27 protein-coding genes and 2 pseudogenes are annotated in these 22,921 nt (G+C 53.2%); 7 read left to right on the forward strand and 22 right to left on the reverse strand.

Annotated features, from left to right (window positions below; all coding sequences use genetic code 11):
- Positions 1-20: 20 nt before the first annotated feature.
- Complete coding sequence (ku, locus tag ACA071_RS14935; RefSeq protein WP_497645058.1) at positions 21-896, reverse strand: non-homologous end joining protein Ku; 876 nt, start codon at positions 894-896, stop codon at positions 21-23.
- A gap of 202 nt (positions 897-1,098) precedes the next feature.
- Between ku and ACA071_RS14940 the strand changes: the two genes are divergently transcribed.
- On the forward strand, positions 1,099-1,413 hold the full coding sequence (locus tag ACA071_RS14940) for a hypothetical protein (protein ID WP_497645059.1): 315 nt from the start codon (positions 1,099-1,101) through the stop codon (positions 1,411-1,413).
- 51 nt (positions 1,414-1,464) lie between these two features.
- Positions 1,465-2,616, forward strand: a complete 1,152-nt coding sequence (locus ACA071_RS14945; protein ID WP_497645060.1) for a PQQ-dependent sugar dehydrogenase — start codon at positions 1,465-1,467, stop codon at positions 2,614-2,616.
- A 118-nt stretch (positions 2,617-2,734) separates the two neighbouring features.
- Here the strand turns inward: ACA071_RS14945 and ACA071_RS14950 are convergent, their stop codons facing one another.
- The gene (locus ACA071_RS14950; protein WP_497645061.1) at positions 2,735-3,832 is read right to left on the reverse strand and encodes a peptidase C39 family protein; all 1,098 of its coding nucleotides are present in this window, start codon (positions 3,830-3,832) and stop codon (positions 2,735-2,737) included.
- A 92-nt stretch (positions 3,833-3,924) separates the two neighbouring features.
- On the opposite strand from ACA071_RS14950, the gene ACA071_RS14955 reads away from it, so the two are divergent.
- Positions 3,925-5,499: a RimK family ATP-grasp domain-containing protein gene (locus ACA071_RS14955; RefSeq protein ID WP_497645062.1), complete on the forward strand. Its 1,575-nt coding sequence runs from the start codon at positions 3,925-3,927 to the stop codon at positions 5,497-5,499.
- Positions 5,500-5,506: 7 nt separating this feature from the next.
- Complete coding sequence (locus ACA071_RS14960; RefSeq protein ID WP_497645063.1) at positions 5,507-6,430, forward strand: magnesium transporter CorA family protein; 924 nt, start codon at positions 5,507-5,509, stop codon at positions 6,428-6,430.
- Here the strand turns inward: ACA071_RS14960 and ACA071_RS14965 are convergent.
- Positions 6,411-6,743, reverse strand: a complete 333-nt coding sequence (locus tag ACA071_RS14965) for a DUF2834 domain-containing protein (protein WP_497645064.1) — start codon at positions 6,741-6,743, stop codon at positions 6,411-6,413. The genes ACA071_RS14960 and ACA071_RS14965 overlap by 20 nt on opposite strands.
- A gap of 339 nt (positions 6,744-7,082) precedes the next feature.
- Here ACA071_RS14965 and ilvA point away from each other — a divergent pair.
- Positions 7,083-8,075, forward strand: a pseudogene (ilvA, locus tag ACA071_RS14970) (threonine ammonia-lyase, biosynthetic); the annotation flags it as partial.
- A gap of 29 nt (positions 8,076-8,104) precedes the next feature.
- Here the strand turns inward: ilvA and ACA071_RS14975 are convergent.
- Both ACA071_RS14975 and eco read right to left on the reverse strand, forming a co-directional pair.
- Positions 8,105-8,410 (reverse strand): NIPSNAP family protein, encoded by a 306-nt coding sequence (locus tag ACA071_RS14975; RefSeq protein ID WP_497645065.1) that lies wholly within the window; start codon positions 8,408-8,410, stop codon positions 8,105-8,107.
- Between the two features lie 206 nt (positions 8,411-8,616).
- Positions 8,617-9,099 (reverse strand): serine protease inhibitor ecotin, encoded by a 483-nt coding sequence (eco, locus tag ACA071_RS14980; RefSeq protein WP_497645066.1) that lies wholly within the window; start codon positions 9,097-9,099, stop codon positions 8,617-8,619.
- A gap of 385 nt (positions 9,100-9,484) precedes the next feature.
- Between eco and ACA071_RS14985 the strand changes: the two genes are divergently transcribed.
- Positions 9,485-9,754: a DUF1652 domain-containing protein gene (locus tag ACA071_RS14985; RefSeq protein ID WP_497645067.1), complete on the forward strand. Its 270-nt coding sequence runs from the start codon at positions 9,485-9,487 to the stop codon at positions 9,752-9,754.
- Here ACA071_RS14985 and ACA071_RS14990 read toward each other — a convergent pair.
- The 3 genes from ACA071_RS14990 to ACA071_RS15000 form a co-directional block, all read right to left on the reverse strand.
- A complete protein-coding gene (locus tag ACA071_RS14990) occupies positions 9,751-10,146 on the reverse strand; it encodes a hypothetical protein (RefSeq protein WP_497645068.1) in 396 nt (131 codons plus the stop codon). The genes ACA071_RS14985 and ACA071_RS14990 overlap by 4 nt on opposite strands.
- 91 nt (positions 10,147-10,237) lie before the next feature.
- Positions 10,238-10,507, reverse strand: a complete 270-nt coding sequence (locus ACA071_RS14995; protein ID WP_497645069.1) for a DUF2790 domain-containing protein — start codon at positions 10,505-10,507, stop codon at positions 10,238-10,240.
- 213 nt (positions 10,508-10,720) lie between these two features.
- Complete coding sequence (locus ACA071_RS15000) at positions 10,721-11,269, reverse strand: hypothetical protein (protein ID WP_497645070.1); 549 nt, start codon at positions 11,267-11,269, stop codon at positions 10,721-10,723.
- 372 nt (positions 11,270-11,641) lie between these two features.
- Between ACA071_RS15000 and ACA071_RS15005 the strand changes: the two genes are divergently transcribed.
- Complete coding sequence (locus ACA071_RS15005; protein ID WP_497645071.1) at positions 11,642-11,938, forward strand: hypothetical protein; 297 nt, start codon at positions 11,642-11,644, stop codon at positions 11,936-11,938.
- Between the two features lie 44 nt (positions 11,939-11,982).
- On the opposite strand, the gene ACA071_RS15010 is transcribed toward ACA071_RS15005, so the two are convergent.
- From ACA071_RS15010 to ACA071_RS15075, 14 genes and pseudogenes are all read right to left on the reverse strand, one after another.
- The gene (locus ACA071_RS15010; RefSeq protein ID WP_497645072.1) at positions 11,983-12,774 is read right to left on the reverse strand and encodes a PoNe immunity protein domain-containing protein; all 792 of its coding nucleotides are present in this window, start codon (positions 12,772-12,774) and stop codon (positions 11,983-11,985) included.
- A gap of 63 nt (positions 12,775-12,837) precedes the next feature.
- Entirely contained in the window at positions 12,838-13,491 is a 654-nt protein-coding gene (locus tag ACA071_RS15015; protein WP_497645073.1) for a hypothetical protein, read from the reverse strand.
- A gap of 41 nt (positions 13,492-13,532) precedes the next feature.
- Positions 13,533-14,315, reverse strand: coding sequence for a PoNe immunity protein domain-containing protein (locus tag ACA071_RS15020; protein WP_497645074.1), 783 nt, complete (start codon positions 14,313-14,315; stop codon positions 13,533-13,535).
- On the reverse strand, positions 14,312-15,100 hold the full coding sequence (locus tag ACA071_RS15025) for a PoNe immunity protein domain-containing protein (RefSeq protein ID WP_497645075.1): 789 nt from the start codon (positions 15,098-15,100) through the stop codon (positions 14,312-14,314). The genes ACA071_RS15020 and ACA071_RS15025 overlap by 4 nt, the downstream gene beginning before the upstream one ends.
- Positions 15,097-15,864, reverse strand: coding sequence for a PoNe immunity protein domain-containing protein (locus ACA071_RS15030; RefSeq protein WP_497645076.1), 768 nt, complete (start codon positions 15,862-15,864; stop codon positions 15,097-15,099). Before ACA071_RS15030 ends, ACA071_RS15025 begins: the two co-directional genes overlap by 4 nt.
- Positions 15,861-16,649, reverse strand: coding sequence for a PoNe immunity protein domain-containing protein (locus tag ACA071_RS15035; protein ID WP_497645077.1), 789 nt, complete (start codon positions 16,647-16,649; stop codon positions 15,861-15,863). The genes ACA071_RS15030 and ACA071_RS15035 overlap by 4 nt, the downstream gene beginning before the upstream one ends.
- Positions 16,650-16,651: 2 nt before the next feature.
- Positions 16,652-17,407 (reverse strand): annotated as a pseudogene (locus ACA071_RS15040) (PoNe immunity protein domain-containing protein); the annotation flags it as partial.
- A complete protein-coding gene (locus tag ACA071_RS15045; protein WP_497645078.1) occupies positions 17,404-18,171 on the reverse strand; it encodes a PoNe immunity protein domain-containing protein in 768 nt (255 codons plus the stop codon). The gene ACA071_RS15045 and the pseudogene ACA071_RS15040, both read right to left, overlap by 4 nt.
- Positions 18,161-18,928, reverse strand: a complete 768-nt coding sequence (locus ACA071_RS15050; RefSeq protein ID WP_497645079.1) for a PoNe immunity protein domain-containing protein — start codon at positions 18,926-18,928, stop codon at positions 18,161-18,163. The genes ACA071_RS15045 and ACA071_RS15050 overlap by 11 nt, the downstream gene beginning before the upstream one ends.
- Positions 18,925-19,719, reverse strand: a complete 795-nt coding sequence (locus ACA071_RS15055) for a PoNe immunity protein domain-containing protein (protein ID WP_497645080.1) — start codon at positions 19,717-19,719, stop codon at positions 18,925-18,927. Before ACA071_RS15055 ends, ACA071_RS15050 begins: the two co-directional genes overlap by 4 nt.
- 1 nt (position 19,720) lies before the next feature.
- Positions 19,721-20,662, reverse strand: coding sequence for a PoNe immunity protein domain-containing protein (locus ACA071_RS15060; RefSeq protein ID WP_497645311.1), 942 nt, complete (start codon positions 20,660-20,662; stop codon positions 19,721-19,723).
- Positions 20,663-20,723: 61 nt separating this feature from the next.
- Positions 20,724-21,662, reverse strand: coding sequence for a PoNe immunity protein domain-containing protein (locus tag ACA071_RS15065; RefSeq protein ID WP_497645081.1), 939 nt, complete (start codon positions 21,660-21,662; stop codon positions 20,724-20,726).
- On the reverse strand, positions 21,659-22,633 hold the full coding sequence (locus ACA071_RS15070) for a type VI immunity family protein (RefSeq protein WP_497645082.1): 975 nt from the start codon (positions 22,631-22,633) through the stop codon (positions 21,659-21,661). Before ACA071_RS15070 ends, ACA071_RS15065 begins: the two co-directional genes overlap by 4 nt.
- An 11-nt stretch (positions 22,634-22,644) precedes the next feature.
- Positions 22,645-22,893, reverse strand: a complete 249-nt coding sequence (locus ACA071_RS15075; protein ID WP_497645083.1) for a hypothetical protein — start codon at positions 22,891-22,893, stop codon at positions 22,645-22,647.
- Positions 22,894-22,921: the final 28 nt, after the last annotated feature.

Consider the following 22,921-nt stretch of genomic DNA (forward strand, 5'->3'; position numbering starts at 1 on the left):
GTTGCGAGTATCGCGGGCCGTCAGCCGCGAGAGCTCTTTGTGGCTTTTTTCGCCGGGGCCGGTTTGGCGGCGGCTTTGCGGGGTTTGGCTGCCGGTTTGGCGGCTGCCTTGCCGCCGAGGCTGCGCTTAAGCAGTTCGGTCAAATCGATAACATCGGCGGTTTTGCGTTCCTCTTCGCCGCTGGTGCTCTCGACGTCTTCGATCTTGCCTTCATGGGCCTTCTTCTCGACCAGGGCCATGATCTTGTCTTCGAAGCTGTCGCGGTAATCCTCGGGTTTCCAGTCGGCGCTCATGTCTTCCACCAGCCGCTTGGCCATCTCCAGTTCACCTTTTGCCAATTCGGGTTCGGTCACTTCACTGCCCAGCGCCAGTTCGTCCAGGCTGCGCACTTCCGCTGGCCAGCGCAGCATCACCAACACCATGGCTGACTCCAGCGGCATCAACGCCGCCAAGTGCTGGCGGGTGTGCAGCACGACATGGGCGAGGGCGACTTTGTTGGTTTTGCTCAGGGTTTCACGCAGCAGCGCATAAACCTTGCCACCGCGTTTGTCCGGCGCCAAGTAGTAGGGTGTGTCGATGTTTTGCAGCGGGATCTGCTCGCTGTCGACAAAGGCGAAGATGTCGATGGTCTGGGTCGACAGCGGGTGCGCCGAGCGAATTTCCTCTTCGCTGAGTACCACGTAACGACCTTTTTCGTAGGCCACGCCTTTGACGATGTGTTCCTTGGTGACTTCCTTGCCGGTGACTTTGTTGACGCGCTTGTAGCCCACCGGGTCCATGCTGCGGCTGTCGAGCCAGTCGAAATCCACCCCTTGGGACGAGGTGGCCGAGACCAGTGCCACAGGGATGTGCACCAAGCCAAAACTGATTGCGCCTTTCCAGATTGCCCGGGCCATCGTCGTCTACTCGCAAGTGATGTTCAGGTGACCTGTGGCCCGGCGCAAAAGTTTCAGCGGCTTGCGCCCAAGTCCTGCGGGGGGATCAGCGGTGCGGCAAACGGGTGTTACATCTGTGAAGGAGGTTTCAGTTAACAAATGCGAACCTCGGGCGTAGCGTGGCATCGAAGACTCTATTCCCATGTCCGTAGAGAGGCTCCCCATGAACAGATTTGTGCTCGGCTTTATCGCGCTGGCCTTGAGCGCCGTGCTCGGCCAGGCGGCCCTGGCCCAGAGCCCGACGGGCAGCAGCAATAACAATCCCTACAACAGCCCGATTCACCGGGCCAATCCCAACAGCATGCAGGGCACGCAGCCGGCCACCCGGCAGCCGACTTTCGCGCCGACGCCGCGTCCGCCCACCCTGGAAAACGGCGGTATCGGCAACCGCTATCCCCAGGACAAGTCGGCGCCCGCCACGCCACCGAAATTCATTCCCAATCCACCGCCCCGCGACTCGGACAGCAGCAACCGTTGAACGGCAGGACTGAGGTTCTGTCAGCCATTCGAACGACAAAAGGAAGCGTGCATGTTGCGTAAAACCCTCCTGGCCACCTTCTGCGCCAGCGTATTGATCAGCGTCGCGGCGCCTGTTTTCGCGGCGCCCACCCAGGAACTCAAAAGCGAGCAAGGCACCCTTGAAGTCACACCGATCACCCAAGGCCTGGAACATCCGTGGGCCCTGGCGTTTCTCCCGGATCGAAAAGGCATGCTGGTGACCGAACGGGCCGGCAACCTGCGAGTGGTCACCATCGATGGCAAACGCTCAGCGCCGATCAGTGGCGTGCCCAAGGTCTGGGCCAAGGGGCAGGGCGGTTTACTCGACGTGGTGTTGTCACCGGACTTCAAGCAGGACCGCATGGTCTACCTGTCCTACGCCGAAGGTGGCGGCGAGGGCGACAAGGCCGGGACGGCGGTCGGTCGCGGGCGTTTGTCCGACGACCTGACCACCCTCAAGGATTTCAAGGTGATCTTCCGCCAGGAGCCGAAGCTTTCGGTCGGTAACCATTTTGGCTCGCGGTTGGTGTTCGACCGTGACGGCTATCTGTTCATTACCCTGGGCGAAAACAACGACCGCATGACTGCCCAGGACCTCGACAAGCTGCAGGGCAAAGTCGTGCGAATTTACCCGGACGGCAAGGTGCCGGATGACAACCCCTTTGTCGGTCAGGCCGGCGTCCGTCCCGAGATCTGGTCCTACGGCCAGCGCAATCCGCAAGGCGCGGCGCTCAATCCGTGGAACGGTACGCTGTGGGAAAACGAGCATGGCCCCAAAGGGGGCGACGAAATCAACGTCATCGAGCGCGGCAAGAATTACGGTTGGCCGCTGGCAACCAACGGCATCAACTATTCCGGTCAGCCGATCCCGGAAGCCAAGGGCAAGACCGCCGAAGGCACCGTGCCACCGCATCATGTCTGGGAAGTCTCTCCCGGCATCAGCGGCATGGCGTTCTACGACGCCGATCGCTTCAAGCCTTGGCAGCACAACGTGTTTATCGGCGCGCTGGTGAGTCAGGAACTGATTCGGTTGCAGTTCGATGGCGACAAGGTGGTGCATGAAGAGCGCTTGCTGGGTGAACTCAAGGCGCGTATCCGCGATGTACGGCAGGGCCCGGACGGGTATTTGTATGTGCTGACGGATGAAGAGGATGGGGCGCTTTACAAGGTTGGCCTGAAGTAAAGTCTTTGCGCTGATCGTTCCCATGCTCCGCGTGGGAATGCAGCCCGGGACGCTCCGCGTCCCAAAGCGTGACGCAGAGCGTCACAAGAGGCATTCCCACGCAGGAGCGTGGGAACGATCAGGTCCGGGCATACAAAACCACCGCCGCTCGAAGCTTCCCCCGCCCGAAACTGCACATCTTCTCAAACTCCCCATGACTCACCGGCAAATGCTGGCAGTCCATGGGTTGCCGGTGCTGGCTGTGATCCACATCCGGATCATGCAAATACACAAACTCTTCGTCGCAATCGGTGACCATCACCCAATGTGGTGCCTTGGAGCGGGTCAACCGATAGCTGCTGATCAACACCAACGGCTGCCCGCCAGCGTCCAGCAACCGTGGCAGGTCCAGCGGCCCGCCAATCACCCGTTCCACATCGGTGTCCTGCAACTGTGCGGTGAACTCTTCGTGCACCAAACGCATTACGTCCTTTTTATGTTCATCGCGCACGCCATCCAGAAACAACGGGCTGGCCATGCTCAGTTGCAGTCGCACCCGAAACCCGCGTCGCCACGCCGCCAATGCCAACCCTTGAGGGCTACAGCCACCATGGCCGGAGGTCATGAACACCGTGGTCGCCTCGCGCCAGATTTGCAGTTCCTCACGCCGCTCCAGCAACCGACCCTGTTGCAGCGCGCCCATGGCCATCAGCAAACACGCCGGGCCACAGGTGAAGTCGGTGGTCTGGCGATACCAAGGCACCTGAATATTGCGCGAATCGCGGTGCTGGAGAATGCGTTTCTCCAGGCGCAGCGCGTCGGCATGGTCCTGGTAATAGTCGTGAATCAGAGCAAAACGCCGGTAACTGTTGCGCTCATACAGGGCGATCGCCGCCGGGTTATCGATGCGCACCTCCAGCCTTAGGTAAGCGCAATCGTGCTCAAGGGCGCAGGCCTCGACGCGCTCCAGCAATTGTTTGCCCAAGCCATTGCCTCGGGCCTCGGAGGCGATGGCAATCGAATACAGCCGCGCCAGGGACGTGCCGCGATGGAACAACACCACCGCATAGCCGAGCAGCACATCCCCGACTTCGGCGACCAACAACTGTCCATGCGCGCGCGTGATCATCCACTGAAAACTGCGACTGTTGAGCCGATCCGTGGTGAAGCATTGCTCTTCGAGTTTCAGCAGCGCCGGTAAGTCTTCAACTACCGCCAAGCGAAAGACAGGATTCATATGACCGCCGTAAAAGTTGCGTAACGAAACGGGACTTTCGAAAAAGTTCGTGCTTAATAGGAAAGGTCTTGTTCTCCAACGGATCAATCACTATGTCAGCGGTACAAGGTCATTGGCGCGAAGTATCCGAGCAAACTTTGCCGGCGGCAACTTTTTTAAATGACGCGGTTAGAACTTCAAGTCAGTTGATTATCATCGTCGAACGCAAGGAAGACTGGGCGTCGTACTTTCCCAGCGAAGACATCGTCACCGCCCAGGAATACCTGGAGCAAACCCGCGACAACGAGCAGGGCAAGCGGGTTCAGGTGATCAACCTGTGCCGCAGCTACAAGTACCTGGGGCACGGCTACTACTGCTCGCTGCTGGCCGAAGCCCGGGGGCACAAGGTCATTCCGTCGGTGCGAACCATCAGCGAGCTGACGCGCAAATCGCTGTATGGCCTGGCCTTGGATGATCTGGATAAACCGCTCGAAAAAGCCCTGAGCAATCATCTTTACAGCGATACCGAAGGCTTTACGCTAACCCTGTATTTCGGTAAGACCAATATCGAGCCCTTGCAGGATCTGGCGCGACAATTGTTTGAAGTGTTTCCATGTCCAATACTGCTAGTTGAGTTTAGACGAACTAACGGTTGGCACATCGAAGGCATAAAGTCCGGTGCCTTGCACAAGTTGCGCGAGGATCAGGAAGATCAGTTCGCCCACTCGCTGGACAGTTTCAGTCGCAAGATCTGGCGCGTACCTCGCTCGCGGCGCCTGGCCCGTTATGACCTGGCCATCCTGCATGACCCGCAAGAAGCGTTGCCACCGTCCAACGCCAAAGCACTCGATAACTTTGTCCGGGTCGGCAAAACCCTGGGCATCGACGTTGAGCTGATTGAGCGCAAGGACTACGCCCGTATTGCCGAATACGACGGGCTGCTGATCCGCGAGACCACAAGCGTCGACAACCATACCTACCGCTTCGCCAAGAAAGCCGAGAGCGAAGGGCTGGTGGTGATGGACGACCCGGCGTCGATCCTGCGCTGCACCAACAAGGTCTACCTGACCGACCTGCTAAAAAGCCACCAGTTGGGCATGCCCGCCACTGAAATCCTCTACAAGGAACGACCGGAAGATTTCGAACGGGTCGGCGAGCGTTTGGGCTTTCCGCTGGTGTTGAAGATTCCCGACGGCTGTTTCTCCCGGGGCGTGATCAAGGTCGAAAGCCAGCAAGCCTTGCTCGAAGCCACCGCCGAATTGTTCGAACACTCGGTGCTGTTGCTCGCTCAGGAGTTTTTCTACACCGAGTACGACTGGCGCATCGGCGTGCTCAACCGCAAACCGATCTTTGCCTGCCAGTACTTCATGTCCAAGGGCCATTGGCAGATCTACAACCACAAAGCCAAGGGCCAGGACATCAACGGCGAATGCCGCACCCTGGCGGTCCACGAAGCACCGCGCGCGGTGGTGGAGCTGGCGGTGAAGACGGCCAACCTGATCGGCGACGGTCTCTACGGCGTTGACCTCAAGCAGTCCGGCGACAAAGTGGTGGTGATCGAGGTCAACGACAACCCCAACATGGACGCCGGCATCGAAGACGCTTATTTGCAGGACGATTTGTACTCGTTGGTGCTGGAAGAGTTCGTCCGTCGCCTGGAGCTCAAGCGCCGCGGCCAGGCCTGGTGAGCGGCCGATGATCAAGAGCTTTCAACTGACCCACGGCGCCCTGCACAAAGTCGAACGACTGGACGCCGAAGTGATGTTGTTCAGCAACCCCGACGCCGCCGAGCGGGACCTGCTGCACAGCCATTTCAAGCTCGATGAACATGCCTTGGCCTCGGCTCTGGACCCCGACGAGGTGTCGCGCATCGAGTTTCACCCCGACAATTTGTTTTTGATCTGGAAACGCCCGGAAAACTATTCCGGCGCCGGTAGCCTGGCCTTTGAGGTGTCGTCCTGCGGCTTGCTGTTCTCGCCAGGCCGTTTGCTGGTGATCGCCACCGACGACTCGCCACTGCATGGGCTCGGCACCCGGCAGCGGCTTAATACGCCGCTGGATGTGTTGCTGGATTTGTTGTTCAACAACATCCATCACTACCTGGGCCACCTCAAGGTGATCAAATTGGTTGCCCGGGAGTTGCAGCAAAAATTCAATGCGTCGATGGAAAACCAGCACCTGATCCAGATGTTCAATCTCAGCGAGAGCCTGATCTATTACATCAACGCCATCCACAGTAACGGCGCGGTGCTGACCCGGCTGCGCAACCACGCGGAAAAGGAACACTTCAGCGCCCAGGCCATCGGCCTGATCGACGACCTGATCATCGAAAACAACCAGTGCTACAAACAGGCGGAAATCTACTCCACGGTGTTCTCCGGGCTGATCGACGCCCGGGGCAACCTGATGAACAACAGCATGAACAACCTGCTGCGTAAACTGACGTTGATCAACGTGGTGTTTTTGCCGTTGAACCTGATTGCCAGTATTGGCGGGATGTCGGAGTTCAGCATGATGACGGCAGGGACGCCATGGTGGGTTTCGTATCCGTTGTTTTTGACGGCGATGATGCTTGGGGCCGGGGTAATGGTGCTGGGGCTCAGGCGGTTGGCGAAGTGAGCGCCTTGCGCCGATTCTGCAAGCCACGGACGACGAGGTACAGCAACGGCCCAACCGACACGAAAATGGCCGTGAGCAACAGATAGGGAATCACTGACAACGCCGACTGGCCGCGTTGACGAGCATCCCGGTACATCCAGATGCCCGCCAGCGTTGCCAGCAGATAAAGATCAATCACCACCTGCGCCGTATCCGGTCGCGACATCAGGCCGATGCCAAAATCGATCAACGACTGTTCCGCCTGCAGCATCACCGAAACGGTGTAGCCGGCAAACGCGATCAGGGCAATCAGGGGCAGGGCGACAGACTTCATGGTTTCCTTCCTTGGGGACAATGAGCAGAATCGCCAGCCTACAGAGCCCCGGCAAAATTGGCCATTGACTTGCCACCAGCGCCCGGCTAATTTCCAGCCATGATTTCCACTGTATTGCGCTGCCAGCCAAGCATTATTACCGCCATTCCTTATTTGGCGGGCTAGCTCACGACTGCAGCACCCAACCCGCCCTAGAGGCGGGTTTTTACTTTCTGTCTCCTGGGTTTTGAATTGACGCACAACCCGCGTAGGAGCTGCCGAAGGCTGCGATCTTTTGCTTTTGAAGATCAAAAGATCGCAGCCTTCGGCAGCTCCGACGCAGACCGTGTGCAACAGGAGATGAGCATGAGCACCACCGCCCAACAAAGCTTGCTTGAGCACTACGTGAAAAAGATCCTCGCCGCGCCGGTGTATGAACTGGCGGTGCGCACGCCGCTGCAACCGGCACCCGCGTTGTCCGAAGCGCTGGGCAATCAGATCCTGCTCAAGCGCGAAGACCTGCAACCGACCTTTTCCTTCAAGGTCCGCGGCGCCTACAACAAACTGGTGCAGCTCAGCGATGAGCAAAAGGCCCGGGGGGTGATCACGGCTTCCGCTGGCAATCATGCCCAGGGCGTGGCGCTGGCGGCGCGAGAATTGGGGATCGCCGCGACCATCGTCATGCCCAGCACCACGCCGGAGTTGAAGGTGCTCGGTGTGCGAAGTCGAGGTGCCGATGCGGTGCTGCATGGCGAAAGCTTTCCCTTTGCGCTGGAATACGCCTTGAACCTGGCACAGCAAACCGGTCGCACTTTTGTTTCGCCCTTCGACGACCCGGACGTGATCGCCGGGCAGGGCAGCGTCGCCATGGAAATCCTGCGTCAGCACCAAGGGCCGCTGGACGCGATATTCGTCCCGGTGGGCGGCGGTGGCTTGATCGCCGGTATCGCCGCGTACGTCAAATACCTGCGCCCCGAAGTACGCATCATCGGCGTCGAGTCGGAGCATTCCGCGTGTTTGCAGGCGGCGTTGCAGGCTGGCGAGCGAGTGGTCCTGCCCAACGTAGGAACCTTCGCCGATGGCGTGGCGGTGGCGCAGATCGGCGCCTATGGTTTCGAGGTGTGCCGGTTTTGTGTCGATGAAGTCATCACCGTCAGCAACGACGAACTCTGCGCGGCGATCAAGAATATCTACGACGACACCCGCTCTATCACCGAGCCTTCCGGCGCCTTGGCCGTGGCCGGGATCAAGAAGTACGTGGCACAGACCGGCGTCCGGGGGCAGACCCTGGTGGCCATCGACTCGGGAGCGAATATCAACTTCGACAGCTTGCGCCATGTCGCCGAGCGCGCCGCGGTGTGTGGCGTCCCTGTGTGAGGAGGTCAGGCCAGCATTGGGCGCAGGAACGTGCGCTCGTAGCTGACGATAAACTTCTTCTCCACCAGCGAGGCCACCAGCGCGGTGCTTTGCGGGTCGGTCATCGCGATATGGCGGTAGCTTTCGTAGTCCGCCAGCGAAGGAAAACTGAACAAGCAGTAGGCGATATTGCTCGCACCTTCGGACGGCAGGAAGTAACCGTGATGAGTACCACCGAGGCGTTCGACGATATCGAGCCAGGCCTTGGCGTAGGCTTCGAATTCGGGCAGTTGATACGGATCGATCACATATTTGACGTGGCAGGTAATCAAAGGGCAGCTCCTGTAGAGGATGGCGGCAGTGAACGAAATTTCGCCGCACCGCACGCTATATGTAGCAGCTGGCGAAGCCTGCGTTCGGCTGCGAAGCCGTCGCAAAATAAGACGACGCGGTACATCAGAAAGACCGCGCAATCAGGTTTCACGACTGCTTCGCAGCCGAACGCAGGCTTCGCCAGCGGCTACAACAACGGATCGGGTTACTCCTGAACGGCTGTCTCGACCTTGCTCGATGCCGACCAGATCCGATAACGAACCTCAACATCCTTAGGCACATACAGCACAACCGGCAGCTTGCTGTTATAGCGCAACATAAACCCGTCCCCGACCACCGGCACAAAGTCCTTCCTGGTCTTGCCATCAGGGCAGGCCATCATCGTGCTCATCGGCCCGATCACGGTTTCCAGTCGATAAAACGGATAACCCCAACCCTCCAGATTCTTCTCTTCCAGCATCCCGCCCAAGCGCTGACGGTTGCAGTCCACGGACAACGTCTTGCCGGCCAGAATCTCGACCTGATAGCCGTCCTCTTGGGTGTGTGGCGCGAGATGGATGACCTGACGGGTAAAACCGCTCTCGGCCTTGGGGAACGGCGCGACTTCTTCGAGTTTCGAGGCGTGCGCGGCGCACGACAACCCGGCAACTATTAGCCCAACGGTCGTGTTTAAGGTCAAAGAACCCATGATGCCTCCTTGCGTGTGAGTGGGGTCAGCGGATACTGAAACATCGGATAGCATTTTTACTGCCAAGCATGACGAATGCAAACCCACCGCTGATACCTGCAATTTGCAGGGCTTTTACCCGCCTTTCTTGCATCTTGCATGAGGGCAGTCTGATAGCGCGTAGCCTAAACCTTTGATTTGCCGACGAGGTGCAGAGCGAAATCCTGGGCATGTTTTATGCTGTAGCTGGTCTTAAGCTGATCGACGATGTCATATGAGTCAGCGTTGCTACGAGAGAACGGTCAGGTAATGAAATGTTCAGGCCCGCAAGGAAGACAAACGGGTTTTTTCAGCACCGACCGATGATTATTTTGATTGGCAGTCTCACATTAAGGAGAGGGTCGCCATGTTTCTTTCTGCCCTGGAACTTCGCAATATCATTGAAAGCAGCTTCCTGCCGAAGCGCTGTCAATGCACGCTATCGCCGGATCTGTCGATGACCATAAAAGTGTATGCCGACAAGCAAACGGATCAGCTGGATCTGATGGTAACTGGCATCAACGCCAAGCAGTTGAATGGATGTCGCGAAATCAACGACCTGATCGCCGAGCTTCGTTCAGACATGCAGCTCAGGGCATCCACCCAGACACTGCATCCTGACCGTAAAGCACTTTAACCTACAGCTTCGAGCTCTACCGATACGCGCCGGGTCTGGAAAAATCCCAGGCCCAGCGCCAGTTCGACCCCGACCGCCATCAAAATACCTGGCCCGGCATGGCCATTCAGCCATTCGCCGAAGCCCAGTGCTGCCAACCCCCAACAGCCGACAATAAAACCATTGCTCAGAGCACTGCGACTCGCGGACGGCGCCTCGTTGCGAACCAGATAAAACATCGCCCCAAGCGCCGCAAACAGCACAGCAATACGCCGCGCGACCAGTCCCGCCGCCGACGAATACTCGATGCTCCAGATCGCCAACAACCGATCCGGCAGCAAACCCCAGACCAGCGCCAGCACGAAACACAGCGCGGCGGTGAACGTCGACAATGTACGAAACGATAACTGCATGGCGGATCCTTGCGGCAGTGAGGGAGGCGCCCAAAGCATAGCGCCAGATCCTTCACAAGCAAGTCGCAAAGCGCCGAATCAGAGCCTTCTGTCAGTTCTGATAACTGCAGGCGTCAGACAATTTCCGATAAGTGATTTCCGAAGGTTTACCCGTGGCGCTATCGATGTACTTCATGTCCGCCGTGACCACTTTACAGTCCAGTGTCGACGGTTCGTTCAAGGCAATCACCTTGCCCACGTGCAGCGGCATGCCGTACTGGTACGGGGTGGCCTGGGAAGTTGAAGCGTCATTGGCTTGGGCCAGGCCGGCGAATGCGGTGCAGGCGAGGGCAGTGGTGATCAGCAAGGTGCGCATGTTCATGGAAAGTCTCCGGTGCAGGCTTATAGTCAGCTCGACGTGTAACGCGTCGAACCTGCCGCACTGGGCGTCAGAAAAGTCTGAAGGCGTGCGGTCCAGTAAAGTTTTGGACCGCGGCGTTAAGCGATGGTTAATCCGTCTGTATACCACCTGTCGTGAGGCGGTTTCTGACAGAGGTTTCATGTCGGGGAAGAAATGTGGGTTGATACCGGTCAGTTAATAGCCGGAACGCCTCTCCAAACGCACGACCTTAAAACCACGCCTTTGGGGAGGGGTGTCAATGCCGATGGCGGTTTCAGCCTGGCCTTTGCCGGCCACGTAGTCATAGAGCAGAAACTTCGTCGGGACTTCATAGCCTTCGTTTGGCATGACCAGGCGCATTTGCTGCGGCCCCAGATAGAGCCAACGGGGCAGGGTTTTCTCGGCGAAATTGATTTGTTCGACGGCGTGAGTGACCGGGTTTTTGCGCAGTACGACGCCTTTCATATAGGGCGAGCCGTATTCGAGGGCGAACATCAGGGTTGAGGACACGCACTTTGCCAGGACGATGCGGCCAATGAAGTCCTCTTGGGGCATATCGGTGAAGGCGATGTGGGTGTTGCCATCGAGTTTTACGAAAAGGCGATGGCCGTCTTCGGCGGGCTCGGCCAGCAGCGATACCTTGGCGTTGCCGGCTAAAGGGCAGGTGAGGATGGTCTTGAGCGGTTGCGCGTAGGCCGGGGTGGTTAGCAGCGCTGCGATGAGGTACTGCCAAGGTGATTTCATTGGGAGGGAATCCTTTCTTTTTGATGGGCCTACAGCGTTATCCGCTTCTTGTAAAAAATCCTAGGTGAGCTTCATCTCGGTCCTACAGGCTTGGGCGCTTTGTCGGCTTTCGCCGGGCGGCTTCCAGCGGGTACTGTTTGGCATCGCTGCAAAATCAGCGAACAGGTTTGGTCACCTGATAACACTGCACATATGTGCCATCATTCGCGCTGCGGACTTCTACGTTTCGCAGTGCGTTGCAATGGTGGCTGTGTGCAGGACGCTTTCGAGCGAGCCGTTTTGAGTGTTAGCGGTTGACCAAGCCTGTACACAGCCGCCTCCATCGTTTGGTCACGGTGCTGGCGATTACTAATTAATGCTCGAGTAACCACTATGCCAACGCTAAATCCTTTTCCCGATCGCTACCGCTCAATCAAAAGCAACGTCACCGACACAAACCCCATGGTCATCGACACCGAGGCCAATCCCCAAGACATTCTCGAAGCCGCTCTACAGCGCATCCGTGCCTCCAGCAACTTGCTGGAAACGTTGCATTGCCAGTGCTTCAAAAACGGTGATGTCCAGGATATTCCGCACATCACCCACGCGCTGTATCTGCTGACGCAGGACGGCTGCGATCTATTGCAGGTCGCGCAGCAGCAGATGTTGGGCTGGACAGCGCCGGCCTGACGCCTGCTGAAACACACCTGCCTCCTGTGGGGCAGGTTGTGTAGCTAAATGCTCGAGCGCGATGCATCCAAGGCTTTCTGGTTTCGGGCATATTCAACGAGATCTTTGGGGTAAACCCTGTGATCTATTTCGCTGTCGTCGATGTCGTACAAAAATGCGATAGCTCCCGCTTCAACCGCCCAGTAACCGACGTAATTCCCATCCTTGCCCTGCAAATGACTGTCATGCCAAGGCGCCTGCTTGAAGGCGGAATACCATTGCTTGCAATACTTTTTAAGAAACTGGCTCGCGTCCTCTTTGCTCTCTGCATAAATGGCCCGAATCAAATGTGAGTAGACGTCATGAAACCATTGGTCCACATCGTGTCTGTTCGGCAACACCTTGATTAGCAGATCTTCATAGAGCGTGTCGTCGCCGGCATAGCCTGCGCGGTCTATCAGCAGTACAAAACGTTTAAGTAAATCAATGCGATGCAGCAGAACGCAGAAGCCGATAACTTGCACGCATTCTTCAAATTCGTCAGGCCAATCGTCTATCGCGAGCGGCGATATGTCGGGACTGTTCTGGTACTCCGCCAGCCTGGCTTGCCTGGTTTCGTATTTTTCTATGAGAACTTCAAGCAAAGGTATGAGAGAGGCGATTTCCTCTCCTGCCGTGTAAGCGGCTAAAAGCTTGTCCAGTGCCAACTGCTTGAAGTGCGATGAGCGAAGCATCGCCTCTTCTTCTGGCGAGTCAGACTGAAAGGTGTTGGTCTGGAAAAACTCAATCACCTCGTCATGCTCTCTCAGAAACTTGTTGTACTGATATTCACTGAAGAATTTTTGTCGTTTGTTCATGGCGGCGGCTTTTGAAGGGCAGAGATTTATTGGTTTGATCAACGTTGCAGGATCTGCCAACCGTCAAATGACCGAGTCGGGTACCCGGCTTAAAAACAACGCCAAGCCTTGCTGATACTGCTCCGCGTCCATGACATCGCTATGCCTGGGGATGTGATAGGCCTTGTCCTTACGATCCAGTTCAGCGCAAGCCACTGAGTAAAAGTCAGGCGTTTCCTTGAGGCGCACGATCTTTGCCCAGGCCAGTCCACCTTTCGCGCCTTTGGCATTGATCAGGTTGAAACCCTGGTCGTCGATTAGCAGGCGATAAGCGCCTTCAGCAGCCTTGAGGTTAATACGCAGTTTGGTTTCGATGAGGCGCTGGTTCGCCCCGCGCAAAGGCGCACGCGGCTTGGCGTGGCTGGCGGCGATACGTGCTCGCAGGCGGCGCAACAAACGACCGGAGAAGAACCACCAAACCACCGCCAAGAGCACCCCGGACAACACCATGGAGATAATCTTCTCGGGAGTGAACTGACGATCAGGAAAATAGATCGCCAGCATGCCACCGACCAGACAAAGGACAAACAACAGCGGGGCGAGCAGACGATCCTGTAAGCGTGTGACGTAGCCCAACAGCTGGGCGTGCTGTTGATCATGCTTGAGCATTTCGCGCGCCAGCTGTTCGCCGATCCTGATCTGGGTGTGCTCGGGGGTAATGGTGAATTGCAGTTCCATGGTTTTGAGTCCGAAGTCCGTTTCCTGAAGAGGGCGGGAGTTTACGTGTTTGCGCGGCTCCTGGCATACGCCACCAGGTCTTTGGGGTAAACCATATGATCGATTTCGCTGTCGTCAATACCGTATAAAAAGGCAATGGCGCCTGCTTCAAAAGCCCAGTAACCGACGTAGTTGCCATCGTCGCCTTCCATGTCCAAATGACTGTCATGCCAGTTGGTTTGTAGCGAGGCGAAAGCGGGATACCACCCTAAGCAATATTGCTTTAACAGGTGGCTGGACTCTCCAGGGTCGGTGGCATATATCGCCCTGATCAGCGGCGTGTAGAGGTCGTGGAACCACTCGTCCACGTCAGCGCGATCAGGTAAATGCTTGCGCAGAAGGTCTTCGAAGAGCGTGTCTTCGTGGGCGTATCCCCCGCGATCTATCAAAGCGACGACGCGAGCCAGCAGGTCGTTGCGATGCAACAGAATGCAAAGGCTGATGACTTGAACACACTCTTCATAGTGTTCGGGCCAGTCATCAATGGCCAAGGGTGAAATATCAGGTTCGCGTTCCTCGGCAGCCAGGGCTTGCTGGTAAATCTCGTATCGACTGATCAGCTTCTCCAGCCGGGGAATAAGGCTGTCGATCGGCTCGCCCGCCGTGTAACTGATCAGCAAGGCATTAAATGCAGCCTCCTTGAAGTACCCCGTGCGTAATGCCTTCTCCTGGTCTGGAGAATCTGCCTGCATCGTCCTGCCAGACCAGCGCGACTCGGTCGTATCGTAGAGATGGATGGACTTTTGATAGTAGGAGTCGGCGATGAAACGCTGGCGTCTGTTCATGGCGATCCTTCTCGATAGGGGGGGATGTGGTTTCTGGCGTATTCAACCAAAGCTTTCGGATACACCATATGGTCGATTTTGCTGTCGTCAATACCGTATAAGAACGCGATTGCTCCGGCTTCTATCGCCCAATATCCAAAATAGTTGCCACCTTCGCCCTGTAAATGGGTGTCATGCCATGGCGCCTGTGTAAAGGCGTCGTACCATTCGCTGCAATATTGTTCAAGAAAGTTGGTGGCATCTTCTTTAGTCTTTGCATAGATGGCCTGCACTAATGGCGAATAGACGTCGTGATACCACTGATCTACATCATGTCGATCAGGTAGTCCTTTGCCAAGTAAATCCTCATACAACGTGTCATTGCCCGCATAGCCGGCATTGTCTATCAACTGTACGAATCGGCCAAGAAGATCTGTGCGATGTAGCAGAATACAAAATCCTATGACTTGAACGCACTCTTCATACTGATAGGGGTAGGCATCTATCGCGAGCGGGGAGATATCAGGGCATTGCTCGTATTCTGCTAGTTTGGCTTGTCTAACCTCGTATTTATGAATTAAGTCTTCAAGCAGCGGGAGGAGGGAGCCGATCTCTTCTCCGGCGGTGTATGCAGCCAGAAGTTTATGAAGCGCCAGGCGTTGAAAAAATCTTGAGCGAAGCGTCGCTTCTTCTTCGGCAGAGTCTGATTTGAATGGGCGTGATTTAAAGAATTCTATAGCTTCATCGTGTTCTGTCAGGAAGATTCTATAGTGGCTTTCACTGTAAAACGCTTGTCTTTTAATCAACGTTTTATGCCTCTGGCATATTTGACTAGATCTTTCGGGTAGACCATGTGAGTCATGTTGCTGTCGTCGACATCGTACAGAAACGCAATGGCTCCCGCCTCCAGCGCCCAGTAACCAACATAACTTCCTTCATCGCCATCCTTGTGCGTGTCATGCCAAGGGGCTTGATCAAAGGATGAATACCAGTTCGTACAGTATTTTCCCAATAGTTCGGATGCGGTTTTTTTATCTTCGGTGTAGATGGCTTGAATCAGCAGGGTGTAAGCGTCGTGATACCACTGATCCACATCTTCACGGTCGGGAAGGACCTTTATCAGCAGATCTTCATATAACGTATCCGAGCCCGCATGACCGGCATTGTCTATCAGCAAAACGAATCGTTTTAGTAAGTCTCGCCGATGCAGAAGGATACACAGACTGATGACCTGCAAACATTCCTGGTATTCGTCAATCCAGTCATCAATCGTCAGAGGTGTGATATTTTCAATTTGTTCATGTTGAGCCAGCTTTTGTTGCAGAGTTTCATAGCTATCGATCAACACCTCCAAGAGGGGCGGCAAGCAGTGAATTTCTTCTCCTGCGGTATAGCGCATCAAGATATTTTTCAAATAGAGCGTTTGAAAATGCCTGGCTCGTAAAGACTTTTCCTGCTCGGGAGAGTCGGCTTGAAATAGCTTGCCCTCCCAGAATGTAAAGGATCTTTCATAATGGTTTAAAAAAGTTTCGTATCGCTGCTCGGTAAGGAATTTTTGTCTTTTAATCATGTGTCTTTACTTTGATCAGTCGTGGTGTTGTTTCTGGCATATTCGACTAAAGCTTTCGGGTAAACCATGTGATCGATTTTGCTATCATCAATGTCGTATAAAAATGCGATGGCGGCGGCTTCAATTGCCCAATAGCCAACGTAACTTCCGCAGTCCCCCTGCAGGTGCGTATCATGCCAGGGCGCATGCGGAAATGCGGGATACCACTGTTCACAATAGTCACCGAGAAGCTTGCTCGATTGCGCTTTAGTATTTGCATAGATGGCTTGAATTAACGGCGTGTATACATCGTGGTACCATCGATCAACATCATGTCTGTCCGGCAGTACTTTACGCAACAGGTCCTCATACAGGGTGTCATCGCCAGCGTATCCCGCTTGATCTATTAAAGTCACGAAACGCTTCAATAGATCAATGCGATGCATCAGGATGCACAAACTTATGATTTGTACGCATTCTTCATACTGGTCCAGCCAGTCATCAATTGCGAGGGGAGATATTTTAGGCGCGCGTTCAAAGATCGCCAATGTTGTTTGCCATGTTTCGTAGTTTTCAATTAGTTCCTCAAGCAATGGAATAAGAGCTTCTATCTCTTCTCCTGCCGTGTAGCAGGCGAAAATCCTGTCAAGCAGAAGATTTTGGAGTTGCTCTGCTCGAAGTGAAGCTTCTTCTTCAGGAGAGTCGGATTCGAATGTGTTGGTTTTGCAAAACTCAATGGTTTCATTGAATGCTTTCAGGAAATGTTTGTAGTGGCCTTCACTGTAAAAATCTTGCCTTGTATTCATGTGTTTCTCGCATATTCGACCAGGTCCTTTGGGTAAACCATGTGATCAATTTTGCTGTCGTCTATACCATACAAAAATGCGATTGCTCCCGCTTCAATAGCCCAGTATCCGACGTAATTTCCATCCTCTCCTTGAAGGTGAGTGTCATGCCACGGAGCTTGCTCGAAAGCTGAATACCACCCCTCACAATACTGTTGGAGCAACGTTGATTTCTCTTCTCTATTGTCGATGTAGATCGCCTGGATAAGGGGCGTATAGACGTCGTGATACCACTGATCGACATCGTGACGGTCAGGCAACACTTTCTTCAACAAGTCTTCATAAAGCGTGTCGTCGCCAGCATATCCGGCGTTGTCGATCAATCTTACAAATCGCTTAAGGAGGTCTGAGCGATGTAATAGAATACAAAAACCAATAACTTGTACGCACTCTTCATATTCGTGTGGCCAGTCATCTATTGAAAGAGGTGATATTCCAGGAGATTGTTCAGACTCTGCCAGTTTTGCCTGCCTGATTTCATACTTGTCGACCACGTCTTCAAGCAGAGGGGCGAGAGACGATATTTCTTCTCCTGCCGTGTATGCCGCCGTCAGTTTGCGAAGTGCTAATCGCTGAAAAAATCTTGAGCGAATTGTTGCTTCTTCGGCTGGCGAGTCTGATTGAAATGTGTTTGTTTTAGAGAAATCGATGACTTCGTCGTGTCCTCTCAGAAAATTTCTGTAGTGGTTTGCACTAAAATACTTTTGTCTTTTGATCAAGGTTTGATACCTCTAGCAAATTCAACCAAGTGCTTTGGATAAACCATGTGATCGATTTTGCTATCGTCGATATCGTAAAGATAGGCAATTGCTCCCGCTTCCAACGCCCAATAGCCAACGTAACTTCCGCAGTCTCCCTGCAGGTGCGTATCATGCCAAGGCGCATGCGGAAATGCGGAATACCACTGTTCACAATACTCGCCGAGAAGTTTGCTGGATTGCTCTTTGGTCTTGGCATAGATGGCTTGAATCAGCGGGGTATATACGTCGTGGTACCATCGATCAACGTCACGTCTGTTCGGCAGTACTTTGCACAATAGGTCTTCATACAGGGTGTCATCACCCACATATCCCGCCTGGTCTATTAGAACCACGAACCGCTTCAATAGATCGATGCGATGCAACAGGATGCACAAGCTTATGACTTGTACGCATTCTTCATACTGGTCCAGCCAGTCATCTATGGCGAGCGGGGAGACAGTTGGGAGCTGTTCATAAACAGCCGATGCTCTCTGCGATATTTCGTATTTCTCTATGAGCGTTTCAAGAAATGGTATAAGCGTCGCAATCTCTCCGCCTGCGGTATAACAGGCCAGGATTCTGTCAAACAGCAAGCCTTGAAGGTGGCGTGCCCTAAGGGAAGCTTCTTGTTGAGAGGAGCCAGATTGGAAGGTATTGGTCTTACAGAATTCAATAACTTCATCGTATTCTTTCAGAAAGCCCTTATAGTTGGCTTCACTGTAGAATGCCTGTCTAACCTTCATGTGCTCTCGCATAGTCGACCAAATCCCTTGGGTAGACGCTATGGGTGATTTTGCTGTCATCGATTCCATACAAAAACGCAATAGCGCCCGCCTCGAATGCCCAATACCCTACATAGCTGCCTTCGTCCCCATTCAAGTGTGCATCGTGCCAAGGAGCGTGGCTAAATGCCGCGTACCATTGTTCACAATAATCCGCTAGCAACTGAGAAGCCTCGGCTTTTTCATCTGCATAGATTGCTTCGATTAAAGGCGTGTAGACATCGTGGTACCACTCATCGATATCTTCTCGCCCGGGTAGCCGTTTGCGCAGCAAGTCTTCGTAGAGCGTGTCCTCACCCTTGTAATTTGCATCGTCTACAAGCTTGGCAAATCGTTTGAGCAAGTCCGTTCTGTTGAGCAGGATGCACAGGCTAAAGACTTGTACGCATTCTTCAAATTCATCTGGCCAGTCATCAATGGCAAGGGGCGAGATGTTGATTACCCCCTCGGAGATTGAAAGTTTTCTTTGACGCTCTTCGTAGGCGGATATCAGTTCTTCAAGCAAGGGCACCAGCGAATGGATTTCCTCTCCCGCTGTATATGAAATAAATAGTTTTCTTCGCGCCACACTTTTGAAGTGAGCAGCCCTGAGGGACGCTTCTTGTTCGGGAGAGTCTGACTCAAATGTGTGGGTCTTCCAGAAAATATTGGTCTCTTCGCTGTAAGCCAGAAAGTTCGCGTATCGGGCCTCGGTGAGGAATGCTTGTCGTTTGTTCATTGTGATCCAACCCTGGAAACAATAGCTGCCTTATATGCTCTAGCATATTCGACCAAATGCGTGGGATATACCATATGGTCTATTGTGCTGTCGTCGATGTCGTATAAAAAGGCGATGGCCCCAGCTTCTATAGCCCAATAGCCAACGTAGTTGCCGTCCTCGCCTTGATGATGAAGGTCGTGCCACGGCGCTTGTTCGAAGGCTGAATACCATTGATCGCAGTAGTGTTTGAGAAACTCAGTAGCTTCTTCTTTACTCTCTGCATAAATGGCCTGAATCAAAGGCGAGTAGACGCCGTGAAACCAGTAGTCTACATCGTGTCTGTTCGGCAGTAGCTTGGTCAATAAATCTTCGTACAGCGTATCGCTATTGGCATAGCCTGCACTGTCTATTAGTTTGACAAAGCGCTTAAGTAAATCAGTGCGTTGTAACAGGACGCAAAAACCTATTGCTTGTACGCATTCTTCATATTGGTAAGGCCAATCGTCTATCGCGAGTGGGGATATATCAGGCATGTTTTCATACGCCTCCAGTTTTGCTTGTCTGATTTCGTATTTTTCTATGAGGTCTTCAAGCAACGGCAGGAGAGAAGTGATTTCCTCTCCTGCGGTGTAAGCGGCCAAGAGCCTGTCCAGGGCCAGCGTTTGAATGTGCCTTGAACGAAGTGCTGCTTCTTCTTCGGCAGAGTCAGACTCAAAGGTGATTGTCTTAAGGAGCTCGATAACTTCATCATGCTCCCTAAGAAAGTTGTTGTAATGGTTTTCACTGAATAACGATTGTCTTATTGGCATTTTATTGTTCGCCCGACCAATACCAGAGCGTATCACCGCAACCGGAGTCGATAAGCTTCGGCATGACTTCGCTTTGTTGGAAGTGACGTCTTGAGTTCGCTTCAGTCGGGGTGAACCAGTAGCCTGTTTTGCTGCAGGGTTCACCACCAACAATGCGGCCAATCCGAGAGCCGCTCACTGTCTTATTGATTCTGGCGTACTCAACCAACGCGGTCGGGTACACCATATGATCAATTTCGCTGTCGTCCATGCCATATAAAAACGCGATGGCACCCGCTTCGATAGCCCAATAACCTACGTAGTTACCGTCCTCACCTTGATGATGAGTATCGTGCCACGGGGCTTGCTCGAAAGCTGAATACCACCCCTCACAATACTGTTGGAGCAACGTTGGCTGCTCTTCTTTATTCTCGATGTAGATCGCCTGAATAAGGGGCGTATAGACGTCGTGATACCACTGATCGACATCGTGACGGTCCGGCAAAACTTTCTTCAACAGGTCTTCGTAAAGCGTGTCGTCGCCAGCATATCCGGCTTCGTCCATGAGCTTGACGAAGCGCGGTAGCAAGTCTGTGCGATGCAGCAGAACACAAAAACCGATCACTTGAACGGCTTCTTCGTATTGATCCGGCCAGTCATCCATTGCCAACGGCGAGATTTTTCCGGAGCCCTCAAACCTGGCCAACATTTTCTGACGAATTTCGTACTTTTCAATCACGTCCTCAAGCAGAGGGATAAGAGACTCTATGGTCTCTCCGCCGGTATAAGCGGCGAGCAGCCTATCCAGTGCCAGTGTCTGAAAATAACGGGCACGCTGAGAGGCTTCCTCCTCGGCTGTGTCGGATTTGAATTTATTGACTTTGAAGAATTCTATGACTTCGTCGTGTTCCCGGAGGAAGTTTTCATAGTGTTTGTTGCTGAATAAATGTTGTCGTACGTTCATCGATGTCATGTCTAGGTCCTGGGGGCCAATGCGCCGTATTTTCTCGTCAGGGATGATCTTGTTATTCGCTCGCCCAATACCAGATCGTGTTGCCGCACTTTGAATCACCTGCAATCGGCATGACTTCGCCCTGTTCGAAATGGCGACGAGATTCTGCTTGTACTGGTGTGAACCAATACCCTGTTTTGCTACAAGGTTGTCCTGCGTCTATGCAGGCGATTTTTGTAATGTCTGTCGGTTGGCAATTTCTGGCGTATTCAACCAAGTCCTTTGGGTAAACCATGTGATCGACATTGCTATCATCTATGCCGTACAGAAAAGCAATGGCACCAGCTTCCAACGCCCAATATCCACAGTAGCTTCCTTCATCCCCTTGTTTATGAGAGTCGTGCCATGGAGCCTGTTCAAACGCGGGATACCAACCATTGCAGTATTTCTGCAATAGCTTGGATGCCTTTTCTTTGTCCTCCTCATACGTGGCGTATACCAGATCCGAGTAAACATCGTGGTACCAGCGATCTACGTCGTATCGATCAGGTAGAAGTTTGCAAAGCAGATCTTCGTATAGAGTGTCATCGCCTGCGTAACCCGCTGGGTCTATTAAGGCCACGAAGCGTTTTAGCAGGTCGGTGCGGTGCAAAAGAATGCACAGACTGAACACTTGAACACATTCTTCGTACTGGTCAGGCCAGTCATCAATCGTTAATGGTGTGACGTTTGGAATCTTTTCGTAATTCGCCAACGTTTTTTGAAGAAGCTCGTAGCTATCGACAAGCTTTTCCAATAATGGAATCAGGTTTTCGATTTTATTTCCGGCGGTGTAGCGTATCAGTATTTCTTTGAGGATCAGCTTCTGAAAGTGCCTAGCCCTGACGGCTTTTTCCTGATTCTCACAGTCCGCTTGGAATGTATTTTTATCGAAAAAACTAATGGTTTCTTCGTAATTGATGAAGAAATTATCGAAGCGCGCGTCGCTCAGGAGTTTCTGTCTTGTTTTCATGTGGTTCTTTTTGTTCTGGGTGACTGGCAATCAAAACGTGTATACCATTGATAAGTGCTCTCTTTTTCGAAGCAGTTGCCGTGTGGTGAATAACTATGGAGTTGGTCTGGGTTATGAATTCTTACCGGCTTTAGAACATTATTTACAGCGACGTACGCTGCTGGGTGACCATCCATCAAGGCGCCTAGCTCTGGATAATCTCCTGCGCGGATAATCAGGCCTTCATTGTAATTGAAGATTTCTACATCCCCGCGCCCGCTAAAGGAATGACGTAATGCAGACTCACCAGCAAGGCTCTCTATAATGCTTTTGTTGATGATTGTGTACCAATTCACTCCCTTGATATAGCCTAGTAATTCTCGTGAAGAAGAGTGGGGCATTGAATCGACTTCCAGGCCCGAATATTGTAATGCTAATTCGTATTCAGTGTGCATGTAGCTGTGGTAGTCGTAAGGTAATACACTTGAAAGTCCGCCATAACCATGCTCTGCATTAATCTGGTTGCACAGATAAATTATCCAGCCTTGGTAGCGATCAAGTCCGCCCGGTTCTTTTAGAAAAGACCAAGGCAGCACTAACTTTATGTAAGATCGCTTTTTGTCGCCATGTGCTTCAAATGAATTCAACATCGAGAGGCTGAAGCTATCGGCTTCGGCCGCGCTGCTGGCACTACCTAAAAACCAACTGAATTGATCGTTTGAGTCGGTTTTTAATATAGCTTTTTTTGCTTTGTTGAAGCTTCCATCGTTTAGCTTTTTCTGTCGACGATAGATCATTGTTTTGAGATGAGGCTTGAACTCTTCATAAAATCTGGTGAAGCACTCGTCTATTTTTTTCTTTGATTCGAAGGTGTACCCATGCTTAAAGTATAAAGTGATGATTAGCCCCAATTTTACTACGGGAGTTCCGTTCGGCAGTTCAAACTCAAGGTCGGGAACCTTTTCATCTAGCTTTTTAAAAATCTTATTCATGGGGATCTCAATCAACGATTCAAGAGAGACGGGCTGTTAGCGAGCGTTGTCAAGTGGGTGGCTAATAATGCCCAAGCGACTTGGGCCAAACGAACAAGTACGAGCAAGGCTGCCATAACAGTTGCGGGAATTGCAGCTGCGACAATCATCCCGCCGATTACTGTAATCACAACAGTCGTCGCAACAGCTCCACCCAAATCGAGCAGATGTTGTACCCCATCGATATTTTTGAGCACGTCGAGTGTCAAGTCGGTGTACAACTGAACCTCCTGCCTATTGAGGTCGCGC

The sequence above is a fragment of the Pseudomonas sp. LBUM1646 genome, from assembly GCF_059716165.1.

What these genes read in the sequence shown, in the direction of transcription:
- ACA071_RS14960 (WP_497645063.1), top strand. Translation starts at nt 5,507, where the DNA reads ATGATCAAGAGCTTTCAACTGACCCACGGCGCCCTGCACAAAGTCGAA.
- ACA071_RS14995 (WP_497645069.1), bottom strand. Translation starts at nt 10,507, where the DNA reads ATGAACATGCGCACCTTGCTGATCACCACTGCCCTCGCCTGCACCGCA.
- ACA071_RS15055 (WP_497645080.1), bottom strand. Translation starts at nt 19,719, where the DNA reads ATGCCAATAAGACAATCGTTATTCAGTGAAAACCATTACAACAACTTT.
- ACA071_RS15065 (WP_497645081.1), bottom strand. Translation starts at nt 21,662, where the DNA reads ATGAAAACAAGACAGAAACTCCTGAGCGACGCGCGCTTCGATAATTTC.
- ACA071_RS14990 (WP_497645068.1), bottom strand. Translation starts at nt 10,146, where the DNA reads ATGCAGTTATCGTTTCGTACATTGTCGACGTTCACCGCCGCGCTGTGT.
- ACA071_RS15050 (WP_497645079.1), bottom strand. Translation starts at nt 18,928, where the DNA reads ATGAACAAACGACAAGCATTCCTCACCGAGGCCCGATACGCGAACTTT.
- ACA071_RS15005 (WP_497645071.1), top strand. Translation starts at nt 11,642, where the DNA reads ATGCCAACGCTAAATCCTTTTCCCGATCGCTACCGCTCAATCAAAAGC.
- ACA071_RS14965 (WP_497645064.1), bottom strand. Translation starts at nt 6,743, where the DNA reads ATGAAGTCTGTCGCCCTGCCCCTGATTGCCCTGATCGCGTTTGCCGGC.
- ACA071_RS15015 (WP_497645073.1), bottom strand. Translation starts at nt 13,491, where the DNA reads ATGGAACTGCAATTCACCATTACCCCCGAGCACACCCAGATCAGGATC.
- ACA071_RS14950 (WP_497645061.1), bottom strand. Translation starts at nt 3,832, where the DNA reads ATGAATCCTGTCTTTCGCTTGGCGGTAGTTGAAGACTTACCGGCGCTG.
- ACA071_RS14955 (WP_497645062.1), top strand. Translation starts at nt 3,925, where the DNA reads ATGTCAGCGGTACAAGGTCATTGGCGCGAAGTATCCGAGCAAACTTTG.
- ACA071_RS15070 (WP_497645082.1), bottom strand. Translation starts at nt 22,633, where the DNA reads ATGAATAAGATTTTTAAAAAGCTAGATGAAAAGGTTCCCGACCTTGAG.
- ACA071_RS15000 (WP_497645070.1), bottom strand. Translation starts at nt 11,269, where the DNA reads ATGAAATCACCTTGGCAGTACCTCATCGCAGCGCTGCTAACCACCCCG.
- ACA071_RS15045 (WP_497645078.1), bottom strand. Translation starts at nt 18,171, where the DNA reads ATGAAGGTTAGACAGGCATTCTACAGTGAAGCCAACTATAAGGGCTTT.
- ACA071_RS14945 (WP_497645060.1), top strand. Translation starts at nt 1,465, where the DNA reads ATGTTGCGTAAAACCCTCCTGGCCACCTTCTGCGCCAGCGTATTGATC.
- ACA071_RS15060 (WP_497645311.1), bottom strand. Translation starts at nt 20,662, where the DNA reads ATGAACGTACGACAACATTTATTCAGCAACAAACACTATGAAAACTTC.
- ACA071_RS15035 (WP_497645077.1), bottom strand. Translation starts at nt 16,649, where the DNA reads ATGAATACAAGGCAAGATTTTTACAGTGAAGGCCACTACAAACATTTC.
- ACA071_RS15010 (WP_497645072.1), bottom strand. Translation starts at nt 12,774, where the DNA reads ATGAACAAACGACAAAAATTCTTCAGTGAATATCAGTACAACAAGTTT.
- eco (WP_497645066.1), bottom strand. Translation starts at nt 9,099, where the DNA reads ATGGGTTCTTTGACCTTAAACACGACCGTTGGGCTAATAGTTGCCGGG.
- ACA071_RS15020 (WP_497645074.1), bottom strand. Translation starts at nt 14,315, where the DNA reads ATGAACAGACGCCAGCGTTTCATCGCCGACTCCTACTATCAAAAGTCC.
- ku (WP_497645058.1), bottom strand. Translation starts at nt 896, where the DNA reads ATGGCCCGGGCAATCTGGAAAGGCGCAATCAGTTTTGGCTTGGTGCAC.
- ACA071_RS15030 (WP_497645076.1), bottom strand. Translation starts at nt 15,864, where the DNA reads ATGATTAAAAGACAAAAATTCCTTACCGAGCAGCGATACGAAACTTTT.
- ACA071_RS14940 (WP_497645059.1), top strand. Translation starts at nt 1,099, where the DNA reads ATGAACAGATTTGTGCTCGGCTTTATCGCGCTGGCCTTGAGCGCCGTG.
- ACA071_RS14985 (WP_497645067.1), top strand. Translation starts at nt 9,485, where the DNA reads ATGTTTCTTTCTGCCCTGGAACTTCGCAATATCATTGAAAGCAGCTTC.